This window comes from Corallococcus exiguus (assembly GCF_009909105.1).
Lineage (GTDB): Bacteria > Myxococcota > Myxococcia > Myxococcales > Myxococcaceae > Corallococcus > Corallococcus exiguus.
Map to the genome: position 1 here is coordinate 471,875 of NZ_JAAAPK010000002.1, position 13,364 is coordinate 485,238.

A 13,364-nucleotide genomic window follows, 5' to 3' on the forward strand; every position below is an offset into this window, starting at 1 on the left:
GCTCACCCAATGGAGGCGGCGGTAAGGGGAGTGTCAGTGAGCAGGACGTCGGCCTGCGCCGCGAACAACGACAGGGGATCCGACGTCGGGGGGGCCGCGTTCAGGCTGGCAAGAGCCGCGACGAGCGCCTGTTGCGCCGTGCGGACGTCGTCATCCACCGCCTTGCGGATCGCCGCCAACACCCCTGGGTCCGCCGTGGGCGCTGGCGTCGACGGCCGCTGGGTGGAGACGTCCAGGGGCAGCGCGCCAGTGCCGAGCTCGGTGACGAGCGTCGCCGGTTCGACGGGGCCCGCCATGTCACCGGAGAGCCCCGAGCGCGGCGCGGTGAACGAGACGCCGGTCGGCAGATCGGGGATCATCACCGCGGTCGGCAACGGCGCGGCGCCGGCAGCCAGCGGTGCTCCCCAGAGTGCTTCCGGCAGGCTGCACGTGACGACCGTCGGCGCCCAGTTCGACAGGTCGCAGTCTCCTTCCGGCGAGCTCAGCCTGACCGTATGCGTCGCCGTCACGCCGGCCAGACCCATCGGGCGGATGTTGATCGACGCAGGAGCGGACGACGGCCGCGGGAAGGTCTTGTTCGCGGTGCTCTCCGACGAACCTGGCACCGTGTAGGAATACTGCAGGCAACTGGCCGGCACCGCGGAGTGGGTGGTGAACATCAGCTCGTCGGCGCGGACGATCCAGATGTCGCCGTCGCGGCGGATGAGCCCACGACCGATCTCGCGGGTCAGGATCGCCGGCTCGCGCGAGTCCGCTTGGGCGGCCGTAGGCGCCGCCTGACCCGTGGCGGTCGGCAGCAGCGTCTTCATCCGTGACCAGTCGAGCCGCAGGGCGGAGCTGTCCGGCGGATCCGCACCGAAGGAGATGTTGAAGGAGCAGATCGCCAGATCGATGTGGACCGTCCCGCCGGTCGGCGGTCCCCAGAGCGTCAACGTCGCGTCCAGTTCCACCGAGAGGGTGACGCTGGTGAAGCCCAGGTTCAGCCGATACGAGGCGCCGATGCCGACGCCGATGTCCGCCTGGAAGAAGAACGGCTTCCAGCGGATCATGATGTCGGCATAGGCGGTGAACCACGCCCGCAGGTCGCCGGCATGGAAGAGCACCTCGAGGCTGCCGCCCGCCATGATCGCGGTGGGCGTCAGCGCGAAGTACGACCCGCCCTTGACCACGACGGCGCTGCTGACCGACCAGTTGTAGCCGACCCGTGCCGGCCGCGGGTACCAGTCCGGGATGGTGAACGCCGGGTGGTAGCCGCCGATCGCCAGCACGAAGTCACCGGCATACTGGCTCTTGCCGAACCACAGACAAAAACCGAAGCCGCCGGTGAGTCGCAGGGCGCGCGTGAGGAGGAACGAGTTCGGCGTCAGCGAGGCGAGCACGCTGAACGTACCGCCGTCGACGTCGAGCGTCGCCTCGAGCTGCAGCTCCGCGTATGCATAGGCCGAGTCCGGCGATGCGCCCTGCGGCAGGCTCGCGCTGGCCAGCCCCAACAGCGCCACCTCGAAGCCGTGGCCGAACGTCACCACCACCAGGGCCCGTCCCAGGATCAGCTCGAACGACCGGAACATCACGCCCGCCGCGATCCAGCCATCCCCCGCCGAGGGGGTGAGCACGGCCGCCTTCCCGCCAGTGCCGTCGAGGGCGTCGAGCACGTCGAGCGGCGCGGACGCCGACCCGAGCACCATGGGATCCACGAGCCCCGCCACGAACGGGAATTGATCCACCGCGTCGACGGCGGGCAGAAGCAGCCGTGAGTTGTAGCCAAAGCCGCCCATCAGCCCGACGACGAAGAACGGCGGTGGCCCGCCGAGCGCGCCAACGACCTGCGCGAAGATGAACAAGGAGGGGCTGCCGCCCGTCTCCGCGTAGCCCGCCACGCCGCTGATCAGGTAGGGCGGCACCTCGATCGTCACCGCCCCGGCGTATTCGTGGGTGACGCCTGCGCGCTTCGTATCGACGCGGAGCAGCGCGCCGTCGATCGCGACCGGCCCCGCGTCGAAGGCCACCGAGAGACCGTCGAGTTGGACCTCCGGCTCGAAGGACGCCAGGGGCGACCCGAGCCCGAGCCCGTCGAGCCCGAGCGTCAGCGGGCCGAAGGAGAGCGCCGCGTCGAGTAGGAAGAACAGGCTGCCGCCCGAGTACTGCAGACCGATCCGCCGGAGTGAGATCGGGCCGAGCGTCTTCTGGAGATCGAACCACTTCGTGGTCCCGCCCGAAGCCCCGGCGGGCGCCGCGGAGGAGGAAGCGGCCCTGACGCGCGCCGTCGCCTGCCGGCCGCCGTCGCTCGGGTCGGAGAGGCCCAACCGCACGGGGTGCACCGCGTCGCCGCAACGCACGTCCGCGCTGACGCTGACGCCCGCCGGCAGGTCTCCCGACGGGAACGGCGTGACGCCGGAGGGCAGCTGGGGGTTGAGCGCCGCGACCTGCGCGGCGCTCAAGGCCGAGGAGCAGTACGTCACCTGCAATCCGTCGATGGACAGATCGAGGTCCGGCGGCAGCATGTGGCCCACGACCGGCAGGTCGGACAGCCCCACGGTCATCTTCAGGTCGAGCCCGAAGGCGAACGACGCGCCCGCGTCGGTGTCCCCCGTCTTTCGGGCGAAGACCAGCTTGGCGTCTTCCAGGTCGATGTCGATGTCCGCCGGCACGTCCGCCGCCAGGGCGGGTGACACCGCGGCAATCAGCCTTTGCAGGCTGATATGGGACGGGGCTCCCGGTTGCTGGCTGTAGCTGGCGATGAAGCTCGTCGCCGCCGGGTCCTTGTCGAATCCCAGTGTGAAGCGCAGCGGCCCCACCTGCAGCGTTCCGCCGAACGCGTAGGTGTATTCCGCGTCCTTCTTCGTCAGGTCGATCGACAGCAACAGCTTGATCGGCTCGGACTCCACAGTGGTTTCCAGCGAGCAGGCGAATGACGCATTGCCGGAGTGCGTGTCGACGTGCACCTGCACGGCATCCAAGGTCACGTCGGCGAGCGCTCCCGGGACAGTGACGGGTACGCCAGTGCCAGCCACGAAGGCCTTCGCCAGTCCCTCCACCAGCTGTCGGATCGGAAGGCGGGTGCCGGGATCGGTCTGCCCATCCAGGACCCAGCCGTCCCCATCAGCGAGCCGGCTCACGACGATCTCGCACGCCAGCGCGGGCGCCGCGTCGGGATCCGGATCGGCGGTGCCGCCCACCGGCGAACCCAGCGTGAACGTGCCGCCAATCGTCGCCGAGATCGACGGGGTCGCCTGTCCGTCGTATCGGGCCTCGATGGTCCGGATCGTGACGTTCGGCAGGGCGCTCGACGAACCCTCGAGGCTGGCGACGAAGCCGTACTGCTGCTGTGCCGGCGCGACGTCGATCGAGAACGCGTCGACCTGGACCTCCGGCAGGTAGCTGAGTCCCGGCAGGAAATCCGGGAGGAGGGTCGACAGCGGCATGGCCTGGTCCGTGTCGCTGGTGACGGTGAAGACGAAGCTGTCGTCAGCCGACGACTGCGCGGTGACCCGCAGCGGACAGGGGTGCTCAAGGGATGCGGTAGCGCCGAAAGAGAGCGAGGGCGTGCCGTCCGTGCGTGTGAACGTGAGCTCGAGTTCCTCGATCGCGATGGCGCTGAAGGTCTGGAACGGCTTGAACCCCTTGAGGTCCACCGAGAGCGTCGCGGTCGCCCGCTGAATCGCCCCGGCCTGCGGATCAACGCTGAACGCGAGCCGGGTCAGCGAGATGTCCTGGGCGACGGCGTGAACCTGGGAGCCAAGCTCCGACGGCAGCGCGGACAGCGGGTCCACGGGGAAGAAATCCTCGAGCGCGGACAACGCGTCCAGTGTGACGTTGGCGAAGGTGACGTCGCACGAGAGCAGACGGGAGTCGGCGGTGGGGAGGTTGGCGACCAGCTGACCTGTCGCGCTGTTCGGCAATGACAGCGTTGCCTTCAGCGACATCAGCGGAGTGACGCCCGATACGGGGGCCGGCGGGGCTCCGGATGCCGATGGAGCATCGTCGTCGTCATCGTCACCGGGGGCGTCTTCGTATTGGACCTGCTCCGTGGCGAATCGGCACGACACGTCCGCGAGCGTGACCTTGCCGAACGAGACGGGGAATGGGCTGGTGGACAGCTCGAACAGGGGCAGCGTCAGGTCCGTCACGGCGCCGTACAGCACTGGAGCGGCCTTCGGGTCGACGAACGGCTGCAACAACGGAAGGCTGGCGGCCATGTCGAAGGGACCGACGAGGCTCAGGCCGCGTGGCAGCGCGACACGGGTCACCGGGTCGACGTACGGGCCCGACGCAATCACGAACCGCAGGTTCGCCGTGCTCAACCCGCGAAGGGCTGACGAGGCGATGATCGGAAAGCGCGCCGCCCCCGGCGCGAACACCTGGTCCAGCGTCCAGGCGCCACCTGGCGTGACGTCGAGGACCAGGGAGATTCCGGTGTCGTCGGGCGTCAAGGTCATGGCGAACCCGCAGCCCTGGAGCTGCTGGAACGCGCCCACGCCGCCGACGAGCACGCTCTTGCCGTCGGCGCTGGGAGACACGGTCGCGGAGGCAAGGGCGACCACGCCGCCGTCGAAGTATTGCCCGAGCAGCGTTGCCAGCTCGCTCGAACCGGCGAGCGTGCCGGTGAAGGCAAGCCCCCCGTCGCTCGGGTTCCGCGCGGCGTTCAGCGCCTGGGTGAGACTTGCGACGTCCACCGTCATCTGCACCACCAGAACTGACGGTTGTTGGCGTAGATGTTGACCGCCTGGGGAGTGGTCCCGCCAAAGGAGTAGGCAGTCGGCGTCGCGGCGCCGACGCTCCACACGTTGAGGTTGGCCTTGAGAACAAAGGCCACCAGCCCTGCTTCCGGCAGGACCATGGCTCCCTGATTGAGCAGGCGAAGATATCTTGTGTATGCGCTGCGAAATCCTGCATCCAGGAAGAGGTTCTGGGTCGTGTCGACGGTGGGGCCAAGATGGATGGCTTCGACGGAGTCTCTCAGGCGGAGCTGCATCGCGGCGAATACCCACTGCTGGATAGCGCTCGACGGAAAGCGCTTGTCCTGCTCGTAACCCTTGAGCTCCTTGACCACCTGCTTCCGCAGCTCCGCGGCTTTTGAGGTGAAATGAGGACTGTCGCCGAACGACAGACCCTCCACCGCATGGAACAAGGAATTCCCATCCTCGTTGGAGGTCAGCACCGGCCGTGGCGCGGATGTGGCGTCTGGAAATTGAAGGGTGATGTCCGCCCACACGGGCAGGTGATCGCTCAGACCGGAGCCGCCTTTTTGTGTGGCATAGACGCGATTGAAGACCCACTGACGCCATGCACCGCGATCCGCATTCACGACATGCGGCCCCAGCGCTTGGAGCTCGTCCTCGATGATGTCGATCGCGTCGGAGGTAGGCGGGGCGCCTGGCGCCGGAGCGGAGTATTGACACTTCGCCACGAAGCCGTTGGCGTGTGAATTCAGGACGAAGATGTTGTCGTAGGCACTGCGCTGTTCGGGAGCGCCATCGCGGTCGCGGCCGTACATGGTCGTGACCGTCCGCGCTGCTCGTGTCGGCGTCCCGGGCCAACTGACACACGCGGTGTAGTGGGTGAGCAGGCTTTTGTAGGCTGCGTCAGCCACCGGGGCGTCCATCTTGCAATTGAAGTCACCCAACACAATTGTATCAAGGGTGGGGAGCGGGGCGAAGTCTGGCCAGTAGGTCGGTAGGGTGCGGCCATCCCTTCGCCAGACACCGCCGCCGACTTCAGGAAGCCTGGCCAGTTGTTCGACGCCCTTCACCTCGTCGGTGCTGGACTTGGTCCTGCCGTCAGGAAGCCGCGCGTGATACGAAATCACGTTGAGGGGCAGCCATGTTTTACCACTGCTGAGCAGGAAGGTCGCGAGGGCAGGGCGACGGCTGGACCACGCTCCGCAGTCGATGTCGAGGATCTCTGGAGGAGACAGCAGGTCGATGCTCATCTGCCCGTTCGCCGCGGCTTGTTTCCACAGATAGGCATAACCGTCGCGCATCGCGCGGCCGTACCCCTTGCTCGCTCCCGACAGTGTCCAACGCCAGCCGGCGTCCCGGTCCAGGGCGCCAAGCAGCTCCGCGAGCCTGGCGACCTGCATGTGAGAGGCAAAGGACAGCTTCGCGCCGATTCGATTGGGTACGCTCTTGCCGATCTGGATCTCCTGCAGCGCGACGATGTCCGCCCCACTGCGCTGGAGGACCTTCGCCATGGACAGGAGGTCGTCGCCCGACTCCTCGTACAGCGCGAACGTGCGCAGGTTCCAGGACAGGACGCGGAGCGTGGGCATGGCCTTGATCGAGTGTTCGTGCGCGATGTCCGGCGGAGCGGACAATCTAGCGTGGGCACGCTCGACGGCTCAAGCGGAGCGGCTCCGGCGTCCGCGTTCCAGGTCCTGCTCACCCCAGCTGTCCGAGGGGGCTTGGAGCTCGGCCGCGCGCGTCGTGGACGCTTTCGGGTGGGATAGGGTGGGACGAGACGGAGCGTACGACGTCGGCCGACCAGACGGGCTTGCGCGCGGAGGCTGGGGCCCCCTTCACCTCCCACCTTCTGGCGGCATGAGGTATGGATGGCGCCGCATGCTTCGCAACCTCCGTGAGCTCTACCAGTACCGGGGCCTCCTGCTCAGCCTGACCCAGCGCGAGCTGAAGGCGCGGTACCGGAACTCGGTGCTCGGCTTCTTCTGGACGTTCCTCAACCCGATGCTCCAGATGGGCGTCTACTCGCTGCTCTTCACCGTCTACATGCGGCAGAAGATCCCCGGCTACACGTTCTTCGTCTTCATCGGTCTGCTCCCGTGGATCTGGTTCTCCACGTCGCTGGGGACGGGGGCCAGCGCCATCAGTGATCGGCGCGACCTGCTCACCAAGGTGCGCTTCCCCGCGCAGGTGCTGCCGGCCACGGTGGTGGTGACCAACCTGTGCAACTACGTGCTGTCCCTGCCGCTGATGGTCGCGCTGGGGCTGCTGCTGGGCTACGTGCCCAGCTGGCACGTGGTGGCGTTCCCGGTGGTGCTGCTCACCCAGCTGTGCATGACGGTGGCGCTGGTCTACATCGTGTCCGCGCTCAACGTGACGTTCCGGGACCTGCAGCAGATCATCGCCAACCTGCTGACGATGTGGTTCTTCGTCACGCCGGTGTTCTACCGGGTGGACTCGCTGCCGGAGGTGGCCCGGGGGCCTATCGTCCTGCTCAACCCCATGGCGGTGATGGTGACGTCGTACCAGTCCATCTTCTACGAACACCAGCTGCCGCAGCCCGGCCCGCTCCTGATGTGGATGGGCATCTCCCTGGCGCTGTTGTGGATCGCGGCCGGCATCTTCGAGCGCCGTCGCGAGGACTTCGCGGAGTTCATATGACCAGCGCCATCGCGTCTCCGGACGCCATCGTGCTCCGCAACGTGGTGAAGAGCTTCCGGAAGAGCACCATCCGGCGCGAGTACACCACCATCAAGTCGGAGCTCATCCGCCTCCTGCGTGGCCAGCGCGACACGGACGGCAAGTCCATGATCGAAGCGCTCCGGGGCATTGACCTGGTGGTGCCCCGCGGCAAGACGGTGGGCATCATCGGGCGCAACGGCTCCGGCAAGAGCACGCTGCTCAAGCTCATCTCCGGCATCTACACGCCGACCACGGGCACCATCGACATCAACGGGCGCATCAGCGCGCTGTTGGACCTGGGCGCGGGCTTCCACCCGGACTTCTCTGGCCGGGAGAACATCCTCATCAACGGCATCATCCTGGGGATGTCGCGCGCGGAGGTGAAGGCGCGCATGGAGGAGATCATCTCCTTCAGCGAGCTGGGCGACTTCATCGACGAGCCGGTGCGCACCTACTCCAGCGGCATGTACATGCGCCTGGCGTTCTCCGTGGCCACGCACGTGGATCCGGACATCCTCATCATCGACGAGATCCTCGCCGTCGGTGACGAGCACTTCGGCAAGAAGAGCCTGGCGAAGATGACGGAGTTCAAGCGGGCCGGGAAGACCATCGTCATCGTCACCCACGACCTGGGGACGCTGGAGCGCTGGTGCGACCTGGGCGCGTGGATCGACGCCGGGCGCATCCGCGAGTTCGGTCCGCCCGCGGACGTCATCCGCAGCTACCGCCGCGCGGTGGCGCTGGCGGAAGAGCGCGGCATGTCCATGGAGGCGCCCGCGTTGGCGTCGGACGGTGGTGCGCTGCCATCGCTGGCGGCACCCCAGGCCGAACCGTCTCCGCTCACCGTGGACGCGGTGCGGCTGCTGGGCCGGGACGGCGCGGCGGTGGAGTTCGTGGACACCGAGGACGGCTTGGAGCTGAGCGTGGCGTACACCGCGCGCACGCCCGCGCCGGAGCTGGGCCTGGGGCTGGAGCTCTCCCGGGCGGACGGGGTGCTGGTGCACGCCACGGACACGTTCGCGGAGGACGTGCCCTTCTGCGCGGCGGCGGCCGGCAGCGGGACGGTGCGCTTCGTGGTGGACCGGCTGGGCCTCACCGCGGGGCGCTATGCGTTCACGGTGGTGGTGCGCGACCGGGCGGGGCAGGTGCTCGAGAAGCGCGAGGCGGTGTGCTCCTTCGAGGTGCGCTCCAGCGTGCGGGACGGAGGCCTGACGCGGCCTCCGCACCGGTGGATCGTGGAGGGCGCCGCGGCTCGCGTGGCGCCAGTGCGAGACGTCGGCTCGTGAGCGGCCCTGCTTCGGCGAATGGGGGAGGGCCGGGCATCTGGCTGGGTATCGTGCTTTACCGGAACCCGGAGCGGGAGCTGGAGCGACTGTGGGAGTCGCTCCGGTGGAACCGCGAGGTCCCGGGTGCGCCCGCGTTCCGGGTCGTCTGGATGGACAACTCGCCGGACGACACGCTGCGCGCGCGGGTGGCGCGGCTGGACGCTAAAGCGGACTACCGGCACGCCGGGAGGAACCTGGGCTTCGGGGCCGCGCACAACCGGCTGATGACGGAGGCCTTCGGCTCGGGTGGGGCGCGGTACTACGTCTGTGTGAACCCGGATGGACTCCTGCACCCGGACTGCGTGCGGGAGCTGGCGCGGGTGGCGGATCAGCGGGCGGACACGGGGCTGGTGGAGGCCCGGTTGTTCCCGGACGAGCACCCCAAGCCGTACCATCCTGCGACGGGCGAGACGCCCTGGTGCAGCGGCTGCGTGCTGCTGGTGACGAAGAAGCTGCACGCGACGGTGGGTGGCTTCGACGAGCGCTTCTTCATGTACTGCGAGGACGTGGACCTGTCGTGGCGGGCGAGGGCCTCCGGGCTGTCCATCCGGGTGGCGCCCTCCGCGCTGGTGCACCACTACACCGTCACCCGGGAAGAGAGCCCGGTGCGCGAGCGGATGGTCCGCCGCAGCGCGGCCCTGCTCGGGGCGAAGTACGGTGACGCGGCCTTCACGAACGCCCGCCTGCGGGAGTACGCGCAGCTGGGCGGCGAGCCATTCCAGACGCCCGACATCCTCAAGCCCGGGCGGCGGCTCGCGGGCATCGCGGACTTCAGGCACCATCTGGAGTTCGCTCGGAGGCGCTGGTGAACGCTCTATCCGAAGGGGCGCCTCCGTCCGCCGTGTCCGCGCGGTGGATGGAGCTGGTGCTGTCGCGTGCGCACGCGGGCGCGTCGGTGTGCCTGGTGGGCGCGTCGCCAGCGCTGGCGGAGGCCCTGCGGGCTCGGGGCGGCTCCGTGCGGGAGCTGCCCGGGCCGGAGTGGAAGCGGGGCAAGGGACCCGCTCCGACGCTCGTGGTGCTGGAGGGCGACGCGGTCGAGCGGGTGCTGGAGGAAGGGCTGGAGGCGCTGCGGCGCGAGGCACCGGGGGCGGAGTTGGTGTTCAGCCTGCGCAACGCCGGTTCGGCGCGGGCGCTGATGGGCGCGCTGACGGGCGAGGCGCCGGTGCGCGCGGGGCTCTCCGAACAGCGGATGCTGCGGCTGCTGTCCGAGGCCGGCTACCGCGTGGCGCATCGTGAGGTGGTGCCGTGCGCGTCTGGGGGCACGGCGCTGGCGGAGGACACCGCGCAGGCTCTGCGGGCGTTGCTGGCCCAGCTGTCGCCGTCCACGCAGGTGGAGGAGGGGCTCTACGTCGCGGTGCCGGATGGGCCCGTGCGCGCGCCAGTGGCGGGGCTGCTCAGCGTCGTCGTCACGGTGGATCCGGGGACTCGGGACGCGGCACTCGATGAGGCCCTCTTCGCGCTGGCCTGTCAGGAGCAGCAGCCGCTGGAGCTGCTGCTCGCGGCGCCCGAGGGCGTGGACTTGTCCGCCGCGGAGGCTGCGCTGGAGCGCTACGGCAGGCTGGGGTCGTTCCAGGCTCGCACCGTGCGCGCGCCCTCGGGGGCTCTGTACGCGGAAGCCGTGCGCGAGGCCCGGGGACAGTATCTGGCGTTCGTGGATGCTCGGTGCCTGGTGTACCCGCGGCACTACTTGGAGTTGGTGCGCGCGCTCCAGACGGGCCGCGAGGCCTGGGCGTTGGCGCGGGCGTTCCGCACCGAGTGGGCGTCCGGTGCGGGGACCCCGCCGTATGTACGCGCGAAGGTGCCGTTCCCGCTGGGTGAGCGGCTGGAGGTGGAGCACCTGGTGATCCACCCGGAGCTCGTCCACGCGATGGTGATCGACCGGAGTCGCATCGGGCCCTTCCCGGTGGCGATGGAGTCGGGACTCGGGGACCTGCCCGCGCGGCTGGGGGCGCTGTTTCCTCCGGTGTTCCTGGGCGGCATCGCCTCGTGCGAGGTACGCGGGCCGCGCGAGCCGCCGGCCGTCGCCGTGGCTCCGGGGACCTGGCTGGTGCGCCCCCTGGATGCCTGGGTGGATGTCGTGGCGCGGATCCGCGAAGAGACGCTCCAGGCCCGGGAGTTCCGCCACCGGGTGGTGGACATGCTGAATGCCCGCGTCCACGGCATCCCCTGGGTCCACGGCACGCTCAAGGCCCTGGCGAACCGGCTCAAATCCGGCAGCGGGCGCTGAGACGATGGGCACCGCCGACAGTGACGGCCCAAGTGGCTCGTGGGAGATGCCGGACGTCGAGGCAGCGACGTTGGATCAGGCCGACCGGAAGTCATCCTCTGCTTCGGAGGCCGCGACGTTGGAGCAGTCCGACCGGAAGCCCTCTTCCTCCGCGCGGGCCGCGTCAGGACCTACCGGCGGACGGGCGCATCCGCCGCGCGATAGCTTCGTCGAGGTGCTGGGCTTCGACGTGCCGCGGTCGCACCGCGCGCGCTGGGGCCCGGTCATCACCGCCGCCAAACGTTTGGGGACGCGGGGGCTTTCGCCTTTGCAGCGCTGGGTGCTGGACCGCCAGCTGCGCTTCGACCTGCGGCTGAGGGCGTTGATCCGTCAGCCGGAGCGGACACTGCCGGAGCTGGCCCGCGAGGAGCTCGGGCGACTCGCGGATCCGCGGCCCGTGGGCTTGGTGGGCCGGTGGCTTCCCTCCGTGCCCGGGCTGGAGGCGCAGCGGGCCTGGAACCTCGCGGTCGTGGCCCTGCTATCCAGACCTGGATGGCCCCTCCGGACCGAAGGTGCCGCGGAGGCACTGGACGCGCTGGAGGCCCGCTGCGACGTGCTGGCGCAGGAGGCCGGTGCGGTGGGCCTGCCTTTGTGGCGCGAGCTGTGGCGGCGGCAGGTCGCCTTCAATCACGCGACCGTCCGCCTGTTGCGGCGCCTCCTGGGCGTGGCCCGTCCGGCCGTGCTCCTGCCCGCGCCGGTGGGGTACACGCGCGACGCCCTGGAGCGAGAAGCCCACGAGGTCCGTGACGCGACCGCCGCGCTGGCCCGGCTGGAGCGCCGGCCGCTGATCAGTCTGGTCACGCCCGCCTGGGAGACGCCGGTGGACGTCCTCCGCGCATGCGTCGCGTCCGTGCGCGCGCAGGTGTATCCGCACTGGGAACTGTGCATCGTCGACGACGGCTCACGCTCGGCGGCGGTGGCGGACACGCTGCGAGAGGCCGCGGCCGGCGACGCGCGGATCCGCTTCGAGCGGCTGGAGTCGAACCAGGGCATCGCCCGCGCGACCAACGCCGCGCTGGCCCTGGCCACCGGCGAGTACGTGGGCTTCCTCGACCACGACGACCTGCTGGCGCCGCACGCGCTGGCGGAGGTCGCGCTGCGGCTGGGTGAAGCGCCGGACGCGGACGTCGTCTATTCGGACGAGGACAAGGTGGACGCGCAGGGGCTGCGCTTCGCGCCCTACCTGAAGCCGTCGCTGTCTCCGGAGTTGCTGCGCGCGGTGAACTACGTGTGCCACTTCCTCGTGGTGCGTGCATCGCTGCTGCGTGAGGTGGAAGGCATCCGCTCGGGCTTCGAGGGGGCGCAGGACCACGACCTGCTGCTGCGCCTGATGGAGCGCACGCGGCGCTTCGAGCACATCCCCCGCGTGCTCTACCACTGGAGGACGCTGCCCGGCTCCACGGCCACGGACGCCAGCGCGAAGCCCGCGGCCTCCGAGGCGGGACGCAGGGCCGTGGCGGAGCATCTGGCGCGCATGGGGGAGGGCGGCTCGGTGGAGACGGTCTCGCCAGGGCTGTACCGGATCCGCCACCCGCTCGTGGGCCGTCCCCGGGTGTCCGTGCTGCTGTCAGAAGCGCCCACCGAGGCCGAGCTCACGGCGCTCCTCGCCTTCACGGACGACCTGGACGTGGAGGTCCGCGTCCCTGTTTCGTCTCCAGCGGCTTCCTCCACCGGCAACGCCATCCGCGTCCAGGTGGACGCGGCCGCGACCCCGGGCGCCGTGGCGAACCAGTTGCTGCGCGAGGCCCGGGGCGAGCTCATCCTCGTCCTGGAGGCAGGTACGCTCCCGACCGGACCGGGGTGGCTGCGGGAGCTCGCGTCGCAGGCCTCGCGCCCCGGCGTCGGCGTCGTGGGCGCGCGCATCGTCTCTCCCTGGGGACTGGTGCTGGAGGCCGGGCTGCGCTTCGACGCCGAGGGCCGGGTGCTGCGTCCCTTCGCGGGGCTGTTCGATCCCACGCTCGGCGCATTCGGCGGCTCGCATTGGCCGCGGGACGTGCGCGCCGTCTCCAGCGCCTGCGCGATGATCCGCCGCGAGGTCCTGGAGTCGCTCGGAGGTTGGGACGCGGCCTTCACCTCCAATGAGGGACGGGGCGTGGACCTGTGCCTGCGCGCGGGCGAAGCCGGGCTGCGCGTCCTCTACGCACCCCACGCGCGACTCGTGCGCACCCGTTCCCAGGACGACGCACCCGAGGCCACCCACGACGCTGACCGGCTCCGTGACGCGTGGGCCCGCGCGGGACGGGCCGACCCCACCGCACATCCGCGCCTCGGCTTTCTCCAGACACCGTAGAAATGAACAGCGAACGCGCCTCCTCCCATGGGGAGCGGGCGGGCTGCCAGCCTTGACGCTCCCGGAGGGGGGTGACATGGAGGACATCCGCCAAGGAGAGGGGGGCGTGCCTTGCCTGCAGCGAG

At 69.8% G+C, this 13,364-nt stretch carries 7 protein-coding genes; 5 read left to right on the forward strand and 2 right to left on the reverse strand.

Going from position 1 to position 13,364, the window contains the following annotated elements; translation table 11 throughout:
- Positions 1–2 precede the first annotated feature (2 nt).
- Together GTZ93_RS08450 and GTZ93_RS08455 are read right to left on the reverse strand one after the other, a co-directional pair.
- Positions 3–4,679: a DUF6603 domain-containing protein gene (locus GTZ93_RS08450; RefSeq protein ID WP_139917800.1), complete on the reverse strand. Its 4,677-nt coding sequence runs from the start codon at positions 4,677–4,679 to the stop codon at positions 3–5.
- Complete coding sequence (locus GTZ93_RS08455) at positions 4,676–6,268, reverse strand: exonuclease/endonuclease/phosphatase family protein (protein WP_139917798.1); 1,593 nt, start codon at positions 6,266–6,268, stop codon at positions 4,676–4,678. Before GTZ93_RS08455 ends, GTZ93_RS08450 begins: the two co-directional genes overlap by 4 nt.
- A 289-nt stretch (positions 6,269–6,557) precedes the next feature.
- Between GTZ93_RS08455 and GTZ93_RS08460 the strand changes: the two genes are divergently transcribed.
- From GTZ93_RS08460 to GTZ93_RS08480, 5 genes are read left to right on the forward strand one after another with little or no spacing between them, the layout of a single operon-like run.
- Positions 6,558–7,337 (forward strand): ABC transporter permease, encoded by a 780-nt coding sequence (locus GTZ93_RS08460; protein ID WP_121752067.1) that lies wholly within the window; start codon positions 6,558–6,560, stop codon positions 7,335–7,337.
- A complete protein-coding gene (locus GTZ93_RS08465; RefSeq protein ID WP_139917796.1) occupies positions 7,334–8,644 on the forward strand; it encodes an ABC transporter ATP-binding protein in 1,311 nt (436 codons plus the stop codon). Before GTZ93_RS08460 ends, GTZ93_RS08465 begins: the two co-directional genes overlap by 4 nt.
- Positions 8,645–8,694: 50 nt before the next feature.
- Positions 8,695–9,492, forward strand: coding sequence for a glycosyltransferase family 2 protein (locus GTZ93_RS08470; protein ID WP_257979136.1), 798 nt, complete (start codon positions 8,695–8,697; stop codon positions 9,490–9,492).
- Positions 9,489–10,910, forward strand: a complete 1,422-nt coding sequence (locus GTZ93_RS08475) for a glycosyltransferase family 2 protein (protein WP_139917792.1) — start codon at positions 9,489–9,491, stop codon at positions 10,908–10,910. The genes GTZ93_RS08470 and GTZ93_RS08475 overlap by 4 nt, the downstream gene beginning before the upstream one ends.
- 4 nt (positions 10,911–10,914) lie before the next feature.
- Positions 10,915–13,239, forward strand: coding sequence for a glycosyltransferase (locus GTZ93_RS08480; RefSeq protein WP_161662727.1), 2,325 nt, complete (start codon positions 10,915–10,917; stop codon positions 13,237–13,239).
- Positions 13,240–13,364: the final 125 nt, after the last annotated feature.